Origin of the sequence: Thermococcus sp. 21S9, from assembly GCF_012027635.1 — an archaeon.
Classification (GTDB): Archaea; Methanobacteriota_B; Thermococci; order Thermococcales; family Thermococcaceae; genus Thermococcus.
In genome coordinates this window covers 228,916-246,055 of sequence record NZ_SNUS01000001.1, presented here as the reverse complement: position 1 = coordinate 246,055, position 17,140 = coordinate 228,916, and the positions used below count along the sequence as shown (strand labels likewise).

General features: G+C 55.5%; 23 protein-coding genes. 9 read left to right on the top strand and 14 right to left on the bottom strand.

Annotated features, from left to right (window positions below; all coding sequences use genetic code 11):
- Positions 1-39: 39 nt before the first annotated feature.
- Complete coding sequence (locus E3E28_RS01465; RefSeq protein WP_167913757.1) at positions 40-705, top strand: carbon-nitrogen hydrolase family protein; 666 nt, start codon at positions 40-42, stop codon at positions 703-705.
- Positions 706-734: 29 nt separating this feature from the next.
- Here the strand turns inward: E3E28_RS01465 and E3E28_RS01460 are convergent, their stop codons facing one another.
- Both E3E28_RS01460 and E3E28_RS01455 read right to left on the bottom strand, forming a co-directional pair.
- Complete coding sequence (locus E3E28_RS01460) at positions 735-1,943, bottom strand: ammonium transporter (protein WP_167915086.1); 1,209 nt, start codon at positions 1,941-1,943, stop codon at positions 735-737.
- 337 nt (positions 1,944-2,280) lie between these two features.
- Complete coding sequence (locus tag E3E28_RS01455; RefSeq protein ID WP_167913756.1) at positions 2,281-3,030, bottom strand: DUF2202 domain-containing protein; 750 nt, start codon at positions 3,028-3,030, stop codon at positions 2,281-2,283.
- Positions 3,031-3,192: 162 nt separating this feature from the next.
- Here E3E28_RS01455 and E3E28_RS01450 point away from each other — a divergent pair, with 162 nt between their 5' ends.
- Positions 3,193-3,645: a dual specificity protein phosphatase family protein gene (locus E3E28_RS01450; protein ID WP_167915085.1), complete on the top strand. Its 453-nt coding sequence runs from the start codon at positions 3,193-3,195 to the stop codon at positions 3,643-3,645.
- Here the strand turns inward: E3E28_RS01450 and E3E28_RS01445 are convergent.
- Positions 3,632-4,195, bottom strand: coding sequence for a nitroreductase family protein (locus E3E28_RS01445; protein WP_167913755.1), 564 nt, complete (start codon positions 4,193-4,195; stop codon positions 3,632-3,634). The two genes, E3E28_RS01450 and E3E28_RS01445, sit on opposite strands and share 14 nt — an antisense overlap.
- Positions 4,196-4,293: 98 nt before the next feature.
- Positions 4,294-5,133 carry a hypothetical protein gene (locus tag E3E28_RS01440; RefSeq protein ID WP_167913754.1) on the bottom strand — a complete coding sequence of 280 codons (840 nt, stop codon included), beginning with the start codon at positions 5,131-5,133 and terminating at the stop codon, positions 4,294-4,296.
- Positions 5,134-5,276: 143 nt separating this feature from the next.
- Between E3E28_RS01440 and E3E28_RS01435 the strand changes: the two genes are divergently transcribed.
- Positions 5,277-6,104, top strand: coding sequence for a hypothetical protein (locus tag E3E28_RS01435; RefSeq protein WP_206203784.1), 828 nt, complete (start codon positions 5,277-5,279; stop codon positions 6,102-6,104).
- On the opposite strand, the gene E3E28_RS01430 is transcribed toward E3E28_RS01435, so the two are convergent.
- Positions 6,101-6,850, bottom strand: coding sequence for an MBL fold metallo-hydrolase (locus E3E28_RS01430; protein ID WP_167915083.1), 750 nt, complete (start codon positions 6,848-6,850; stop codon positions 6,101-6,103). The two genes, E3E28_RS01435 and E3E28_RS01430, sit on opposite strands and share 4 nt — an antisense overlap.
- A gap of 74 nt (positions 6,851-6,924) precedes the next feature.
- Here E3E28_RS01430 and E3E28_RS01425 point away from each other — a divergent pair, with 74 nt between their 5' ends.
- Positions 6,925-7,389, top strand: coding sequence for a Mut7-C RNAse domain-containing protein (locus tag E3E28_RS01425; RefSeq protein ID WP_167913753.1), 465 nt, complete (start codon positions 6,925-6,927; stop codon positions 7,387-7,389).
- Positions 7,386-8,096: a 6-hydroxymethylpterin diphosphokinase MptE-like protein gene (locus tag E3E28_RS01420; protein WP_167913752.1), complete on the top strand. Its 711-nt coding sequence runs from the start codon at positions 7,386-7,388 to the stop codon at positions 8,094-8,096. Before E3E28_RS01425 ends, E3E28_RS01420 begins: the two co-directional genes overlap by 4 nt.
- A gap of 71 nt (positions 8,097-8,167) precedes the next feature.
- On the opposite strand, the gene E3E28_RS01415 is transcribed toward E3E28_RS01420, so the two are convergent.
- Positions 8,168-8,995: a hypothetical protein gene (locus E3E28_RS01415; RefSeq protein WP_167913751.1), complete on the bottom strand. Its 828-nt coding sequence runs from the start codon at positions 8,993-8,995 to the stop codon at positions 8,168-8,170.
- Positions 8,996-9,089: 94 nt separating this feature from the next.
- Here E3E28_RS01415 and E3E28_RS01410 point away from each other — a divergent pair, with 94 nt between their 5' ends.
- Positions 9,090-9,305 carry an LSm family protein gene (locus E3E28_RS01410; RefSeq protein ID WP_099211901.1) on the top strand — a complete coding sequence of 72 codons (216 nt, stop codon included), beginning with the start codon at positions 9,090-9,092 and terminating at the stop codon, positions 9,303-9,305.
- 9 nt (positions 9,306-9,314) lie between these two features.
- Entirely contained in the window at positions 9,315-10,049 is a 735-nt protein-coding gene (gene mobB / locus E3E28_RS01405; protein WP_167913750.1) for a molybdopterin-guanine dinucleotide biosynthesis protein B, read from the top strand.
- Between the two features lie 15 nt (positions 10,050-10,064).
- Here the strand turns inward: mobB and E3E28_RS01400 are convergent, their stop codons facing one another.
- The gene (locus E3E28_RS01400) at positions 10,065-10,472 is read right to left on the bottom strand and encodes a M67 family metallopeptidase (RefSeq protein WP_167913749.1); all 408 of its coding nucleotides are present in this window, start codon (positions 10,470-10,472) and stop codon (positions 10,065-10,067) included.
- Between the two features lie 64 nt (positions 10,473-10,536).
- Here E3E28_RS01400 and E3E28_RS01395 point away from each other — a divergent pair, with 64 nt between their 5' ends.
- Complete coding sequence (locus E3E28_RS01395; protein WP_167913748.1) at positions 10,537-10,686, top strand: hypothetical protein; 150 nt, start codon at positions 10,537-10,539, stop codon at positions 10,684-10,686.
- 174 nt (positions 10,687-10,860) lie between these two features.
- On the top strand, positions 10,861-11,010 hold the full coding sequence (locus E3E28_RS01390; protein ID WP_167913747.1) for a hypothetical protein: 150 nt from the start codon (positions 10,861-10,863) through the stop codon (positions 11,008-11,010).
- Between the two features lie 2 nt (positions 11,011-11,012).
- On the opposite strand, the gene E3E28_RS01385 is transcribed toward E3E28_RS01390, so the two are convergent.
- The 7 genes from E3E28_RS01385 to E3E28_RS01355 all read right to left on the bottom strand — a co-directional run bounded on the left by E3E28_RS01385 (position 11,013) and on the right by E3E28_RS01355 (position 17,121).
- Entirely contained in the window at positions 11,013-11,738 is a 726-nt protein-coding gene (locus E3E28_RS01385) for a PrsW family glutamic-type intramembrane protease (RefSeq protein ID WP_167913746.1), read from the bottom strand.
- Positions 11,739-11,810: 72 nt separating this feature from the next.
- Positions 11,811-12,056, bottom strand: coding sequence for a hypothetical protein (locus E3E28_RS01380; RefSeq protein ID WP_167913745.1), 246 nt, complete (start codon positions 12,054-12,056; stop codon positions 11,811-11,813).
- Positions 12,053-12,520 carry a transposase gene (locus E3E28_RS01375; RefSeq protein ID WP_167913744.1) on the bottom strand — a complete coding sequence of 156 codons (468 nt, stop codon included), beginning with the start codon at positions 12,518-12,520 and terminating at the stop codon, positions 12,053-12,055. The genes E3E28_RS01380 and E3E28_RS01375 overlap by 4 nt, the downstream gene beginning before the upstream one ends.
- Positions 12,521-12,576: 56 nt before the next feature.
- A complete protein-coding gene (locus E3E28_RS01370; RefSeq protein WP_167913743.1) occupies positions 12,577-14,967 on the bottom strand; it encodes a CDC48 family AAA ATPase in 2,391 nt (796 codons plus the stop codon).
- A 96-nt stretch (positions 14,968-15,063) separates the two neighbouring features.
- Positions 15,064-15,546, bottom strand: coding sequence for an Hsp20/alpha crystallin family protein (locus E3E28_RS01365; RefSeq protein ID WP_167913742.1), 483 nt, complete (start codon positions 15,544-15,546; stop codon positions 15,064-15,066).
- A 399-nt stretch (positions 15,547-15,945) separates the two neighbouring features.
- Positions 15,946-16,803 carry an MBL fold metallo-hydrolase gene (locus E3E28_RS01360; protein ID WP_167913741.1) on the bottom strand — a complete coding sequence of 286 codons (858 nt, stop codon included), beginning with the start codon at positions 16,801-16,803 and terminating at the stop codon, positions 15,946-15,948.
- A gap of 30 nt (positions 16,804-16,833) precedes the next feature.
- On the bottom strand, positions 16,834-17,121 hold the full coding sequence (locus tag E3E28_RS01355) for a hypothetical protein (protein ID WP_167913740.1): 288 nt from the start codon (positions 17,119-17,121) through the stop codon (positions 16,834-16,836).
- Positions 17,122-17,140: the final 19 nt, after the last annotated feature.

Sequence of the window (17,140 nt, the reverse complement as noted above, 5' to 3'; positions counted from 1 at the left end):
ACTTTATGTCGGTAAAAGACTACAACCTGCGGTGGGAGAATGAAAATCGCGCTAATCCCGATGCACGTTGAGGTCGGAAACTTCGAGGCCAACTGGGTGGAGTTCGAAAGGCGCTTTAACGAGGCTCTGAAGTACGGGCCGGACTTCCTCGTCTTCCCCGAGTACTGCCTGACCGGCTTTGAAGAGTGGGACTTCAGCGGGGCGGAACTTTACGGTGAGATAGTCGAGAGGGTGAGCGCATTGGCTCGGGAGGCCGGGGTTTACGTCGTCTTCGGCCTCCTTGAGCCATACAAAAACTGCATCTACAACTCCGCCCTCCTCATTGGGCGCAACGGTGAGGTTCTCCTCAAGCACAGGAAGTTCCAGGAGCCGATGAAGTTCTGCACAGGGAACACCGTCAGAACCGCCAGAACGGAGTTTGGAAGGGTGGCGGTAATTATCTGTGGCGACCTCTACAACAAGAGGATAGCGAAGTGGGTTAGGCGGAAGAGGCCGGACTACCTGTTCGTGCCGATGGAGTACTCACCTGACTACGGGGAGCTTAACGATGACGATGTTAAGGCGATGGCGGAGCGGGTGAAGTTGCTCGGCGTTAAAGCGTTTATCGTCAACAGCTACCCTCCGGGAGGCGCGTGGGTCTTCGATGAGAACGGTGGGCTCCTGGCCTCATCCCGGCGGGAAAAGATTCTCCTCCAGGACTTTTGAGGAAAAGTGAGAAGAACAGAAAGAGGGAGTCAGGCGTCCACGTAGGTCGCCTCGGCCCACTCGTAGGCGTCGAGACCGGTCTTCTCGGCCTCCTCCGGAACGCGGACGGGGGTTATCCTGTCGGTTATCCATATCAGGATGTAGGTCACCACGAAGGCGTAGATAGCGCAGAAGACCGCCGCGGCGACCTGCTTGACGAAGAAGGTGGCGTTCCCGTGGATTAGGCCGTTGCTTCCGAGTATCGCCGAGCTTCCAAAGATTCCGAGGAGGATTATTCCGGAGAAACCTCCGATGCCGTGAACGCCCCAGACGTCGAGGGCGTCGTCCCAGCCCCTCCTGTTCTTGAAGTCGACCGCCAGGTGGCAGATTATGGCCGAGAGAACGCCGACAATCATCGCGGCCTGTGGGCTTATGAATCCCGCCGTCGGGGTAACGGTCGCGAGACCCGCTATCGAGCCCGTCATGAAGCCGAGGGCACTCCACTTTCCGGTTCTCCAGTAGTCAAGGAACATCCACGTAACCGCGGCGAAGGCGGCCGCCTCCATCGTGTTGACGAAGGCAACGTTAGTGTCGACGTTGACCCTCAAAGCAGAGCCCGCGTTGAAACCGAACCAGCCGAACCAGAGCAGGGCCGTTCCGATGAGTATCAGCGGGAGGCTGTGGTTTCCTTCCTTCACGTGCTTCCTCATGCCGAGGTAGAACACGACCGCGAGGGCACCGAAACCGGCGCTCGTGTGGACGACTATTCCACCGGCGAAGTCCTCAACGCCCCACTTCTGCAGGAAGCCACCGCCCCAGAGCCAGTGGGCGAAGGGGAAGTACACGAGGAACAGCCAGAGGGTCATGAAGACGATGAAGGCCTTGAAGCGCATCCTGTCGGCGAAGGCTCCCGTCATGAGAACCGGGGTGATTATGGCGAACATGAGCTGGTAGACCATGAAGGTGTACATGCTGATTACATGGTTCCCCGGGTAGAGGGTGCTGGGGGTTATGTTGTTCAGGAAGAAGTAGTGGGCGTTTCCGATTATGCCCTTGACGTCAGGTCCAAAGGCGAGGCTGAAACCGAAGAGAACCCAGATTACGGTCGTCCATCCGGCAGAGAAGAAGTTCTGCATCATCATCGTTACCGCGTTCTTCTTGTTGACCATACCCCCGTAGAACAAAGCCAAACCGGGGGTCATTATAAACACCAGCGCCGCCGCTATCAGCATAAAACCGTCGCTACCTGGGCTGAACATCTTTGCCACCACCGTGCGATTTGTTCCAGCGGAATCTTCGAAAAATGTTCGTAACTGTGTGTTATACTACTTTTGGTTCATTTGTCTATATGGCGGTTGAATTTGGTATTTTATGTTATATTGTTGCCCTTAATTCCCCGTATCTAACTGTAGAGAAATTTTTCACCTATTTTTCTGACGGTGCGTTATACTCTTAGACCCACTTAACGGCGTATCGGGCCGGAACAATCTAACATATTGCCATTGCACAATAGAAAGATATCATCGAAAAATATTCAGAACGTTATGAAACGCATCTTAATGAAGAAACGGATAATGAAGAAAAGAGATTCAAAGGTCAGTGCCCGTTGCCGTTTCCACCGGTTTCCATCGGGCTGTTTATAATTTCCTCGAACTCGTCCTTGGGCAGAACCTGCGGTTCGTAGGTAACTCCCCTGCTCTCAAGCTGGCTCACGAAGGAGCGGAGGTGGTTCCTGCTTCCCTTCATCAGGTTCTCGTAAACGGTTATGATGTCCAGTTTGTCTGTCAGCGCAAGCCACTCCTCCAGGTCCTTTATGTCCGTCTCCTCTATCAGTGCTCCGACCTTCAGCGCGTCGATTTCGCTCTTTGAGCCCATCTCGATGAGCTGGTTGTAGAGGTTCTGAAGGTCCTTGTTCTGGAACTCGCCGATGCCCTCGTTCTGGGTCGGGTCTGTCAGGTTGTACTTCTCAAGGAGTAGCCTGACTGCGTTAACGTGGGTGCTCTCGCTCTCGGCGATGTTCTTGAATATCGGCAGACCCCACTTTTCATAGAGCTTTGTGTAAACGTCGTGCGCGAGCTTTTCCTCCTCAACCATGTAAAGAAGGCCCTGCTTCTCCTCCGGTGTCAGCTGTCCGGCGGGCAGGGAGTCTATGTACGTCTTGAGGTCGGCGGTGTTGATGTTGCCGTTATCGTTGACCGCCAGGGGTATCTGGTCGGACTCCGTTGGCGATGCTGTAGGGGACGAGGACGTTGAAGTGTTGCTGGTGGTTTCACTGCTTATACATCCGGCGCCGAGGACGCTCATGGCCACTATGCCCAGCAGTAGCAGGGCGAGAATTCTCCTCATGGTTCGTTCACCTCTCCATATGCAATCTTATTATTACATATGTCTCACTATTTAAAAACCTTGTGGTTTCTCGATTCCACCCAGAATATTTCGACATTCGAATTTTTAACTGTTTTCCAAAAGCTTATCTACTCTTCTGCATAGTTTTCAGCGGTGGTTTCCGTGGGGTATCCCGCAACTTTTATTGACGAAAACGTCGCATTCGGCCCTCTGCCCCCGGAGGGAAGCTTAAATGAGTTATCGCAGGCCTTTAACTCGGTTGTAGTTCTCGTTGAAGACTTCGAGCTCCCGTATTCGCTTGAGGGGTGGAAAAAGAGGGGTGTTGAGGTTCTCCACTTCCCAATTCCGGATTTCTCGGCACCCTCGCTCGAAGAATTGCTCACCGTCCTCCAGTGGATTGAAGCCAAGGTTCAGGAAGGGAAGAGAGTTCTGATTCACTGCATCGGCGGTTGCGGGCGGAGCGGTACGGTATCGGTCGCGTGGCTTATGTACTCCCGGCGTTTGCCCCTCAGACAGGCCCTCTCAGAGGTCAGGAGGCTGAGGCACTGTGCCGTCGAGACCGAGTCCCAGATTGAGCTTTTGAAGGGGCTGGAAAGAACCATTAAAACTCGTTGAAACTTACGACCTCCTCAAGCTTCTTCCTCTTGTACTTCGGCTTCGGGTCGGCGGGATACCCAACGGGCAGAATCGTCTGGAGTTTGTATTCCGATGGGACGTTCAGGAGCTCCTCGACCGGCTTTGGATTTGGTGGAGTGTAGGTTACGGTTCCGAGGCCGAGCTCTTCGAGAGCGAGGAGAAGGTATCCGATGGCAATCCAGGTCGATTGGAGCCAGTACGGCGCTTTGGTGTGGCCGAAGACAAGAATCAGATAGGGTGCCTCGCTGAGGAACGGCTTCTCCGGTTTGAAGCCCTTGGCGTTGAGCCACGCCATCAGGTCGCCCTTCGTTCCGGAGTAGAACTTCTCCTCTTCCCTCTCGCAGAGCTCCCGTATTTTCCCCTTCAGCCAGTCGTCGTCAATAACAACAAACCTCCAGGGCTGTTGATTGGCCCCGCTCGGCGCTTCCTTCGCCACCTTCAGGGCCTTTAGGATGTCCTCCCTCGGCGGTTTGTCCGGGAGAAAACCCCTCACGGTCTTCCTTCGCCTCGCCAGCTCAAGGACTCGCATGGCATCACCGTAATAAATAGGCGCGGGGAGTTTTAGGGGTTTTGGGTGCCCTGACGGAATTCAATTTGAGGTGCCTTCCCCTCGGCCTCATCGGGGTTTTAATCGGCCTTTACTACCCGAACTCCCCACCTCCCGGCGATACTCCTCAGCCGCAGGTAGAGCACCGCTAGGGGATAGAGGGGTTTTGGAACGGCGTAAAAGATAACACCCTCCGGAATCCTTCGAGAGATGAGCTTGTAAAACCTCGGGTCGAGCCCCTTCGCTCGCAGGAGCTCCTTTTCGTACTTCAGGTGAACCTCGATGACGGTATCGAGAGCCCTCCCCGAGGCCTCGAGGCGTTTCCTCAGGGTCTCAACGAACTCCTCACATGTTTCCGCGTTCTCGTCTTCGAAGAGAAAGTCCTCGAATACGAGTCGCCTCTCCCGCCACCTTATCCTTCTGCAGAGCTCTAGCATCAGGTCGTAGTATTCGAGGTCGTGAACCCTGTAGAGAACCTCTGAAAGAGTGTACGTTCTCCAGGAGCGTCCCCTAACTCGAAGGGCCCATCCGAACGCTTCAGCGAGAACCTTCCTCCTCTCTTCTTCGCCATCCAGACAGTCCAAAACTCTCAGCAGAATCTCGACCTTCCTTCTAGGCTCGGGAATAATGTAAGCCCTTCTCCACACTCTGCGGGCGCGCTCGGGTGTGCACTCCACCAGGTATTCCTCAAAAATCCGCTCGAGTCCCCATGAAATGTCATCGGGGGCATCGATGAGTGATAGAACCGTATTGACGGCCCTTTCAAGCCCATCCCTCTGAAGGAAAGCGAGTGCAAGCTCCACAACGTTATGGGTGTAGTTGAGCAGCTTCATTTCGTCAAGCCCCTCTCGGTTCACGCTCCGGAGCATTGTCTCCGCATCTTCGAGCCTTCCTGCGGTTATAAGCTCCCCAACCCCCATCCCCGTCACCCGGATTTTGTGGATTCCCCGCAGTACTTTAAAAAGTGTTATTCACACATAGTTCTGCGGTAGTTAATAATCTTTTGGTCGCGGTGTAAAGTCAGCGACCGCAAGCCCTTTATTCTCCACCCCAAGTGCCTTTGATGGCCCGGAAGCTTGCTCTGCTCGCGCTTTTATTCATCCTCCTCGTTGCCATCCCCCTAATCGAGCCCCCGGCCCGAGCTCCCACTCCCGATGCCTCCGCGATGAGGGCCTTCCTCCAGTCCCAGTACGTCCTCGAAGCGGGTCTTCTGAGGGCTTCAGTAACCTCCTATCCGGACAACGAGACGATATGGCTCGCCAACGACAACATTCTGGCCGTTGGGGCGTTGAAACTCCTCAACTCAAGCCTCTGGAGGAACGTGAGCCGTTCACTCGCGGCCTACGGCGTCTCCTACAACGGCAGGGTTGACCCTCTCCTCGGCAGACCGCTCGACGGCTTTTACTGCCCCGAGGTCAAAACGCTCGGCAGGATTAACTCGAAGAGGTTCAACGCGACCTTCACGTTGAAGCTTGAAACCGCGAACCGCTCGTGCGTTATGCGCGACTGGCGCTCCTACGCCGATTTGGTCGTTTACGGTGCCTTGAGCGACCTCCTTCGGGGGAAGAGGGATGAAGCGTTTCGTCTCTACTCCCATCTGCTCTCTATGTGGGACGGCAACGGTTTCAGGGACAAGGCCTTCTCCGGCGTCTACCAGTCCTACAAGTGCGCCCTCTTCGTCTACCTCTACCGGGCACTCGAAGAACCGGAGGAGGGAAGAAGTGTTTACCTCTCCTGCTCCCGGATTCTGACGGCGCTTCAGTCGAGTGGGGGAGGAATTGTGACGGGTTACGAGGTCAAAGATGGGAGGGTAATTCCCGTCGGAGACCCGAACACCGAGACGACTTCCATGACAGCGATAGCCTTTCTCGGATTTCCGGAGAATGGCTAAACGTAGAAAACCATGCCGTCGTAGGCAACTAAAACCCTGTTCCCCCATCTCTTCCGCACGTAGTCCGTCAGCTCAAGGAACGGCAGGTTCTTGTGGGAGATGTGACTTAGAACTGTTCTCTCCGCCAATCTAAGGCCGAGTTCGGCCGCTTCGTCAACGTTGTTGTGGTAGGTGTCGTCGAAGCCGGGCGGGTAGGTGGCATCGACAATCGCCAGCCGAAGCGGGGCTTTCTTTTCTAAGAACTCCCGCGTCTCCTCTGGAAGACCCTTGGTGTCGTAGAGCAAGGCCACACTCTTCCCGTCCTCCTCAATGAGGTAGCCGAGCGTCTCAACGCCGTGGTTCAGCCTTAGTGCCGTAATCCTCAGCGTGTCGAGCTCGACCGTTTCGAAGGGCCTTAACGTCCTCGGGCGGAGGTTCTTGGGGTCCTGCAAGATTAGCGCGTCGGCGCTCCCCTCAGGCGCGTAGAGAACAGTTTCCCTCGCCATCCAGCGGAGCTTGTAGAGGCCGTAGATGTGGTCGTGGTGCCAGTGGGTCAGGAAGATGGCCTCCAGCGGGACGTTGAGAAAGTCCCTTATATCGGTCCCGACGTCGAAGAGAACGGCTTTCCTGTTGTCAGTAATGACGGCGAGCGTTGAGGGCCTTCTCTGGGCGAAGCCAAACTTTCTCGCCTCGTTGCAGGTCGAGCAGGTGCAGAGATGGGCCGGAATCCCCTCGCTCCCGCCGGTGCCGATGAAGTAGACGAGCATGAGGACCACCGGTTTTATTTTATGGTCGTGAAATAGAGGCTTAGTTTATAAGGGTTCTCCCGTAACCCCTTCCGATGAGGTTCATCGCCGACATGATGCTCGGAAGACTCGCCCGCTGGCTCAGGCTCTACGGCTACGACACGCTCTACGGAATCGAGGACGACGATGAGATAATCGAGGTTGCCCGGAAAGAGGGCAGGGTAATCCTCACCAAGGACGTAGCCCTCGCAAAGAAAGCTGAAAGGCTCGGCGTCAAAGCTTTCCTGCTACGCTCCAACTCGCTTGAGGGGCAGGTTGAAGAACTGAAGTGCCTCGGCGTCCAGTTTGAGGAGCTCTTTCCAGCTAACGCGCGCTGTCCGAAGTGTAACGGACCCATAAAAGCGGTTCCAAGGGAAGCCGTTAAGGGCAAGGTCCCGCCGGGGGTCTATGAGAGCTACGACGAGTTCTACGTCTGCCAGAACTGCGGACAAATCTACTGGCCGGGAAAGCAGTGGCGAGAGATGCTGAAAATGGATAAAAAGCTGAGGGGATTAAAATGAGGTGGGAGGACTGGGAACCCTTCTACCTTCGCATCGTGAGGGAGATGGGCTACTCAATCGAGGAAGACCGGAAGTCAGCCGAGCTACTCCGCTCGCTCCTCCTTGAGAGTGATGAGTACATCCTCCGCGAGGAGCTTGAGGCAGTAACCGGCCGGAAGGTTTACGTCTTCGGCGCGGGTCCAAGCCTTGAAAACGCATTAAAAGAGTTCGACTTTTCCGACAGGACGCTCATATCTGCCGACGGCGCGACGACTGCCCTGCTCGACTTTGACCTCATTCCCGATGTAATCGTCACGGACCTCGACGGAAGGATTTCGGACATAAAGCTCGCCAACGACCGGGGCGCTTTCCTTGTGGTCCACGCTCACGGGGACAACAGAGATAAGCTCGTCTCCTACGTCCCGTTTCTGTCGAGAATCCTTGGCACCTGCCAGACCGAGCCTCTGGACATCATCTACAACTTCGGCGGTTTTACCGACGGCGACAGAGCGGTCTTTCTTGCTGAAGAACTTGGGGCCAGGGAGATAACGCTGGTCGGCTTCGACTTCGGCGAGACCGTCGGGAGGTGGAGTAAGCCCTCACTTAAGGAGCACTCGCCGGTCTGGGAGAGCAAGCGCAAGAAGTTCGAGTTCGCGAAGGAACTGCTGGAGTGGCTGGAGAAAAACAGAAGGGCGAGGATTGAGTATTTGAAGCCGGAAACTGACTGATTAAGTGGTCATTCGAGTGAACGATTGGGTGCCGTTTTTGGTCATTTCGTTGACCAAAAAAGAAACTGAAATCAGCTCAACTCCTTGAGCTTCCTGACCTTTCCGCCCTTTATCTCGACGTAGCCGAGCCTCTTTAGAAGCCTGAGAGTCTCCTCGAAGGAGTCGCGCGAGTAGTTAATGACGAGCGTCCCCTTCGGCGTTGGCACTGCTATCGGCGAGGCCCTTAGGAAGCCCCTGACGAGCTCCTCCTCCGGGATTTTCTTGTCGCCGAGGGCCTTCAGGATTTCCTCCGCGAGGATTGCCCTGCCGACGAGGGCGAAGTAGACCTTCAGCAGGTAGTCCTCGGGGAAGTACTTGCTCGCTATCTTTCCGAGGGCGTTCACCTTGGCGATGTTCAGCTCAAGGATTTCGAACTCATGCTCTATGACCAAATCAACGAAGGCGAACTGCTTCACCTGCTTTTCCACCGCCTCTGGATTGTGGACGAGGTTGAAGGGGAACTTGAACTCGAACTTCAGTTCATCGACATTGATTCCCTCCTTGAGCCTGACGTTGACGCCGTCGTACTCTATCGCCCCGTTGCGGTAAAGCTGGTCGAGAAGCTCAGCCACCCAGAGGCCTTCTTTGAGTAGCTCGTCGGCCTTTTCGCCGGCCTTGAGGTGTTCGAGAACGTGGTTGAGGCTCTCCCTGAACGAGAGGAAGCCCTCCTTTATCGCCTCGACGTCGGCCCCCTCAAGGTTCTCAATCTTCTCCTCGATTTCCTTCAGCGTTCCCTCGATGAGGTAGCCGACGAAGGCTTCATAGCCCTCCCTTGAGCGGACCTCGAAGCGTATTCCCGCCTTCCTGAGCTCCTCGATAAGCGCGCGCTTAACGGCTTCGTTCTTCGTGACGAGTCTCATACCACCACCTGAAGGAGGAACGGTGGCCCGCTTATAGGCTTTGTGATGCGGGAAAGTATTAAAAGAGGAGCGCATAGCAACGGCGGGGGTGGCTATGAGCGAGAAGCAGTACCTGCTCGACAAGACGCTGGAGCGCTGGAAGGGTAAGAGAGTAGCGGTCGGCGTTGGAAGCGAGACCAGCTTTTCGGGAATCCTTGAGGACTTCGACGAGGAGGTAATCCTGCTCAGGGACGTTAACGACTACGCCGGCAACAGGGCAAAGGAGCTGATAGTCAAAATAGACGACCTCAACTGGATAACCCTGCTGTGAGGTGGTAGCATGAGGGGAGTTGCCTTCGTCGGCTTCAAGAAGAGCGGGAAGACGACGACGGTTGAGGCCGTCGCGAGGGTTTTGAAGGAGAGAAACTACCGCGTTGCGATAGCGAAGAGCATGCACGCGGACTTCGACAGGGAAGGGAGCGACACCTGGCGGTTCTCGAAGGTTGCAGATGAGGTTATAGTTCACGCCCACGACACCGACGCGCTCCTGTTTAAGGCCAAGGACGTAAACGCGCTCTTCTCAATGGTTTCGGCAGACTTCCTCCTGATTGAGGGGTTCAAATCGATAGGGCACGTCCCCAAGGTGATATGTGCGAGGAGCGAGGAAGACGTTAAGGAGCTCAACGATGGACTCGCCATAGCGGTGAGCGGGGTCATAGCTTCGACGGGTGTTGAGGAGATTGGCGGTCTCCCCGTCATTGACGCCACCAAAGAGCCTGAAAAGCTCGCCGACCTCGTCGAGAAGAGGGCTTTTATGCTTCCCAACATAGACTGTGGCCTCTGTGGCTTCAAGTGCGCCGAGATGGCGAAGATGATAGTTAAGGGCGAGAAAACGCTCAAGGACTGCGTTGTGCTGAGCTCGAAGCCCAAAGTCACCGTCAAGATAGACGGACAGGTTCTTCCGATGAAGGACTGGGTTCAGGAGCTCGTCGAGAAGACTATAAAGGGCATGCTCTCGGCGATGAAGGGCTACCGCGAGGGCAGGAGGATAGAGATAGTGATTAGGGATGAGTGAGCTCGATTCATGATTCTAAGTGACCTCAATCTTAACTTCCTCTATCCCTCCATCACCCAAAACCCACGCCCTAACTTCCCTTTCCGGCGTGATGATGAGCCAAACAATCGGCCAGTTCCTCATTCCCTCCAAATCGCGCTCGCTCGGCACTGGAGGACACTTGAGGTGGGAGTGGAAGATTCCGACGACTTCGAGGCCCTTCGCTTCGGCCTCGTCGAGAATTTTAACCATCTCCTCCGGTTCCATCTCGAAGGCGCTCGGTGAGTCGAGCCGGTTCCTCACCTGCTTGGCCTCAAGGACCAAAAAGTTTATTTTCTCTGGTCCCTCCTTTCGTCCAAGCAGAAAGCCACAGACCTCAACGTTGGCGTTTTTGGCCATCTCGATGAGCATTTTGATAATCTCACGCCTTATGATGAGCCTCATGTGACAAATCTGGCCCCAATAAACTTATAAAGTTTGGCAATATGACAACCTTCGCGGTGATAACATGAAGTGGGCCCTCACCCTCCACGGCGGAGAGGAGAGCGGGAAGACGATAGTGTTCGAGGCCGAAACGGCCGACGAGGCCAGAAGGATAGCGGTTCAGGAGCTCAGGCGGAAGGACGCTGTCGTTTACGAGCTTGAGAAGCTCGAGTGACTCTTCTTCCATAATTCTTCAGCTGACCACATACGTTCTCGTGTTCTTAATTGGTTATCAATGCCTATTTATGTCCGAACCTTTCTGTTCATTGGTGTCACTTTAGAGACAATAATGTTTTTAAAATTGGGACAAAATTTCCTCACCACGGGTGATACACTGGGGGTGATAACGATGCTCGTGAGGATTGTCTACTACCTGAACAATGCCCTTCCCAAAGAGAAGATAGTCGTTACAAACGACATAAAGAAGGCGGAAAGGATAGCGATGGAAGAAATGGCGAAGCTCCGCGCGAGGAGCTACGAGCTTGAATGGGTGGCTTGAGTTCACATCTTGTTGAACCAGTTGTCCTTTATACTCACGGTGGCCTCGCGCTGGAATCTCTCCCTCGTTCTCTTTTCCTCCTTGATTACCGGCAGGAGAAGGCGGATTCCTGCGAAGAACATCACGAAGCTCACTATCACCATGAGGGAGGTCCCAACGTAGTTTCTGACGGACACAAAGTAATCGAAGAACGCGTGGACCAGGTACGGGGAGACCGCGATAACCGCCCCTTCAAGTTTTCTGCCCTTCGTTATGAGGAGAATTCCTGCCATCAGTGTGGCCGTTAAAATCGCGTGATGCAGTCTCGTGGCGAACAGAATCAGGGTTCCCACGGGAGTGTAGTTGTAGTTGAAGACGTACCCCAGCCCCTCCACGATGCCGAACACGATTCCAGCGATGAGCGCGAGTGTAAGCTTCGTGTCCGTCCACGTTGATTCCTCCCGCGCTATAAAAATCCCCAGAAAGACGATTAGTATCTTCATCGTTTCCTCTGTGATGGATATCTTGAACATGTAGCCCAGAGAGGCGTCAACGCCACCAGTCAGCGGTGCCATTGCGAACTCGAGGATTAGGTCTATGAACAGAACGACCATCACACCAAAGAACACGACGATGACCGTTGCCAGCACCGAGGGGAACTTCGGGCGGACCTTGACCAGAAACCAGAGCACCATTCCAATACTTCCAACCGCGTACAAGAACAGATAGAGTGCAAACAAAGTATCCATGAAATCACCAATGGGAGTGGGCAACAGGTTTTTATTAATTTTTGGTACAAAAATATAAAGAACGATGGAAACTCAGCTCTCGCCCTCAATCTCAATGACCTTGACATTTATCGGCAGTTCCTTGAGCTCGTTTACGACCCTCTCCGCGGCCCTGTTGGAGCGGGCGAGCATCACGAAGGCGACGTCGCCCTTGTAGCGGGCCTCTGTGAAGCTTATTATGTCGCCCCTTGCTATGCCGTAGCCGATGGTCTTCCTGACCTCGTCCTCGTACTTGGTCACGAACTTCGCGGGTATGCTCAAGAGCACTCCGTAAATCATCCTATCACCTCCTTCCTCTTTTCAAGACCGAGCAGGAAGAGGAGCAACCCGGTCCACGTGAGGATGAAGTAGAGCTTGAGGCTGAGCAGGTGGAGCGGGACGGCAATCAGCATTACGAGCCCACCGGTTCTCGCGTAGTCGCCCAGCCCCTTTCCGACGCGGTAGACGTAGTAAACCGCCAGCGTTTGGAGTGCCGTGAAGGCCAGATAAACCGCCCACCAGACCGCCGACGAAACGTGAACCGGCGTTATTCCAAGGGTCTTGGCCCAGCCTGAGATGCCGAGGGCAATCTTCGCCCCGTAGAGCGGTATCGAGAGCCCTATGAAAAGGGCCGACTTCTTCCACTCCTCCCGGAATTCCTCCCACTCCCTCGCGAGGAGCAGGAGCGGGACTATCGAGAGTGGATAGAGGTACATCATCAGAACTACCGCCAGAAAAACCAAAACCTCAAGCTTCCTCCTCATCGAACCACCTCAGAGGATAGAACGGAAGAAGTTAAAAATGTGAAGGTGCTACGCGGTCAACCGCGGGACTGCTTGAACTGCTCCTGTATCTTCCTGTAGTACTCCATCGTCTCCTTGCTGACGCTCGGTCCAATCTTCTTGAGGGCCTCCTCGAAGTCCTTCATGGTGACCTTGACCCTCCTCCTGATTTCGTCGGCCTTCATGCCGGGCTTGATGATGCCCTCCTGGAGTGCCCTCCTCATGGCGAGCATCGCGGCCTCTCTGACGACGGCCTCGATGTCGGCACCGGTGTAGCCCTCGGTCTTCTTGGCGAGCTCCTCGAGGTTGACATCCTCGGCCAGCGGGACCTTCCTGGTGTGCACCTTGAATATCTCCAGCCTGGCCTTCTCGTCCGGAGCTGGCACGAGTATCAGCCTGTCGAACCTTCCTGGCCTCAGCAGGGCCGGGTCGATGATGTCCGGCCTGTTGGTGGCACCGATGACGACGACACCGCTGTTCTCCTGGATTCCGTCCATCTCGGTGAGGAGCTGGTTGATGAGCCTGTCGGTGACGCGGTTGACGTCGGTTCCCCTGCGCGGAGCTATTGCGTCAATCTCGTCGATGAATATCACCGTCGGAGCCGCCTGGCGAGCCTTCCTGAATATCTCCCTGATGTTCTTCTCGCTCTCGCCGACCCACTTGCTGAGCACCTCTGGGCCCTTGATGGCGATGAAGTTGGCCTCGCTCTCGTTCGCTACTGCCTTGGCGAGGAGGGTCTTACCGGTTCCCGGCGGACCGTAGAGCAGGATTCCCTTCGGCGGGGTGATTCCGAGTCCCATGAAGGCCTCCGGGTACTTGAGTGGCCACTCCACTGCCTCCCTGAGCTCCTGCTTGACGTCCTCGAGGCCTCCGATGTCCTCCCAGCGGACGTTCGGCACCTCGAGGAGGACCTCCCTGAGCGCTGACGGCTCGACCATCTTGAGGGCCTCGTAGAAGTCCTTCCTCGTGACCTTGAGTTCCTCGAGGACTTCCCTGGGTATGTGCTCGGCCTCGAAGTCAATCTTGCCCTCCTTGATGAGCCTCCTGAGTGCGGCCATCGCTGCCTCTCTCGCCAGAGCCGCGAGGTCGGCACCGACGAATCCGTGGGTGACCTCGGCCAGCTCCTCGAGGAGCGCGTCGATGAGCCTCGCCTTGACCTCGTCGTAGAGCCTCTCGTCGAGCTCCCTGAGGGCCCTCTTTATCTCCTCCTCGTCCTTCGCCTTCTCTACCTTCTCGATGGCCCTGTCTATAACGTCCCTGAACCTCTCGTCACCGCGGAGCTTCTCGAGTATCTCCAGCACCTTGTCCCTCCTGAAGTCAGGCTCGATGGGCATTCCTCTGGTGTGTATCTGGAGTATCTCCTTTCTGCCCTGCTTGTCGGGAACGCCGACCTCAAGCTCCCTGTCAAACCTTCCGGGCCTCCTGAGGGCCGGGTCGATGGCATCTGGCCTGTTGGTGGCACCTATGACTATGACCTTGCCCCTGCTCTTGAGACCGTCCATCAGCGTCAGGAGCTGGCTGACGACGCGCTTCTCAACCTCGCCGTGGGTCTCCTCTCTCTTGGGAGCGATGGCGTCAATCTCATCGATGAAGATTATCGCCGGCGCGTTCTCTTCGGCTTCCTTGAAGACCTCCCTGAGGCGCTCCTCACTCTCACCGTAGTACTTGCTCATTATTTCGGGTCCGTTGATTGCTATGAAGTGGGCGTTTGCCTCGTTCGCGACGGCCTTGGCGAGTAGAGTCTTACCGGTTCCCGGCGGACCGTAGAGCAGGACACCCTTCGGGGGCTCGATGCCGAGCTTCTCGAATATCTCCGGGTGCTTGAGCGGGAGCTCAATCATCTCCCTGACCTTCTGGATGACGTCCTTCAGGCCACCGATGTCCTCGTAGGTAACGCCGAGCGTGGCGGTCTTGCTTACCTCCTTGACGGGCTTCTCGCTGACCTGGAAGTCGGTGAACTCGGTTATCTGGACTATTCCGGCTGGAGTCGTGGCGGTGACGACGAAGGTGAGCTCCTGACCGAGGATTCCTATCTTGATGTAGTCTCCCCTGACGACGGGCCTGCCGACGAGCCTGCTGTGGAGCCACTCGACGAAGTCCCTTCCAAACCTAATTGGCTCGGTCGGAGCAACGATGACCTTTTTAGCTTCCTTGACGTCGGCCTTTCTGACCGTAACCTCGTCGCCGAGTCCGACGCCGGCGTTCTTCCTGATGGTTCCGTCCATTCTGATGATGTTGAGTCCCTCGTCCTCTGGATAGGCGGGCCAGACGACCGCGGCGGTGTTCTTGGTTCCGATAATCTCGACTATGTCGCCGGGCTGGACGCCAAGCTCGCGCATGGCAGTCCTGTCAATCCTGACGATTCCCCTTCCAACGTCCCTCTGATAAGCGGACGCGACCTTAAGCTTGATTTCCTTCTTCTCGCTCATATACACCACCTCCGTTTTGTGAGCGATGATTGTGATGGGCTTTATTTTACCTGAAGGGCAGAGCCCGTTCAAATGGAAACAACGAAAGAGCTGACTTCACTCAATCTTGACCTCGAAGCCCTCTCCCTCGGGCTTCTTCGGGGCCTTCTTGGGAAGCTCGATTTCGAGGACGCCGTTGTTGTAGCGGGCCTTGGCTTTCTCGGGAATGACCTCCTCCGGAAGCCTGATGACCCTCCTGTAACCGCTGTAGTAGCGCTCGATTCTTATCGCGCCCTCCTCCTCGAGCTCTTTCTCGCGCTTTATCTGGGCCTCGATGTAGACGGTGTCCTCCGTAACGCGGAGCTTGATGTCCTCCTTCCTGACCCCTGGGAGCTCGACGGTGATGACGAACCTGTCTCCCCTGTCGAAGATGTCCACGAAGGGCTCGCGCCAGGTCTCGCTGATGGCAATGCTCTCCCTGGGCTCGGTTCTCCAGAGCCTTGGGCCCCTCATGAAGTCGCGGAAGATTGCGTCAATCTCCTCCTGGATTTCCCTCATTATGTCGAACGGGTCCCAGTAGCGGTCCCTTCTCCAGACCATCGGGCATCACCTCCCGACGGCCTTTATTTTGGTTACCAGTAGTTACTAAAAAGGAACCCTTTATAAACTTTTCGATTTACTATACAAAAGGTGACTAAAAGTGCATACATACCGCGCAGAGGGATAGAAAAGGCATTAGAAGTCGCCGGGGCGGGGCGTTAGAAAAATAGGGGGTCCCTACGGGGTATCACCCCCTTTGGTTTTTTCTGATTTGAGCACTCACTCCGTCAGGCCACGGGAGTCCCTGCCACGTGCCCGCAACTTTTTCTATAAATATTTCCTGTGCACGAATATGTTTCTATTCTTACTTTTCACTTTCGAATATATTAAGGTTGCGGTTTGATTTTCGTCCCCTGCTCAAAAGTTAGTCGGATTAATTCAAGAAATCTTGGTAATCATTCATAAATCTATTATATCCTTTGGCATAATGTCAATAGCGTTATAGCCCAAACCCCTGAGAATCTCGGCGAACTCCCGGGCAAAGCCGTAGACCGTAAAAATTTTCTCCGGATTCACCCTCTCGACTATCCTCACCAGCTCCCAGAAGTCGGCGTGGTTGCTCAGTTTAAGCCTTCCGAAGCCGGAAACGGTTAGCTCCCAGGGGCTCAGGGAGTTCTCGACCCTCGGCGAGCGGTAGGAACGGAGGATTACCTCTCCATCGCTCTCGATGTTGCCAAAGCGAACCCCGAACTTGGAGTAAACCCTCGCCACTTTCAGCATCTCGCGCGAGGGCTTAACCGTTATCCCGTGGACGTCGAGTATCTTCATGACCTCCTGCGCCTTTCCGGTCTGGTTCACGTAAAGGACGGGCCTCTTCCCCCTGTCGAGCGCTTCCTCAACGAAGGCGACCAGTTTCTTCTCCGCTTCCCTCGGCGAGGGGAACGTGAAGGCCGGAACGCCGAAGGTGGCCTCGATTATCAGGAAGTCTGCCCTCGGGAAGCGACTCTTTTCGGCCGTTCTCAGCTTGAACCACTTGGTGTCGCCGGTGTAGAAGAGCGTTCCGGCCTCGAGCCAGAGCTTTATTCCGGCCGAACCGAGCATATGTCCAGCTGGATAGAGCTTCGCCTTAACGTCGCCGATGTAGAACCTCTTCCCGAACCTAACCTCGCGGTAGAAACCGCCCTTGCGCAGGTGGCTGAGGAACTTCGTCGCCCTGGTCGCGAAGATAACTTCTCCGCTAACGAAGTGGTCGCTGTGGGCGTGGCTCTGGAAGGCCAGCTTTGCCGAGCTGTCGAGGCCGATACCTTTGACGAGCATCAGAAAAACTTGGGGAGGAAGCTTAAAGCTTTAGACCCTGTTGAGCATGCCCATCAGGGGATAGTAAACGTCGTCAAGGCTCTCCCCCTTCTCCACGGGGAACTTGAACGTCACGATTCTACCCGAGACCTCGAAGGACGGCCCCTCGGGCTTTCCGGGGACGAGCTTTATCTCAACGACCTCCAGCATGTCGAGCCCCTTGAGCTCGGCCTTGCCAAAGAGGGTCCCCTCGAAGGCCCCGCGCGAAAAGGCTTCCTCCAGTTTGGGCCTCAATCCCGTGACCCACTTGGAGCGCGCCCTCCTGGCTACGCTCTGCACGCCATCACCTCCGCAAAGT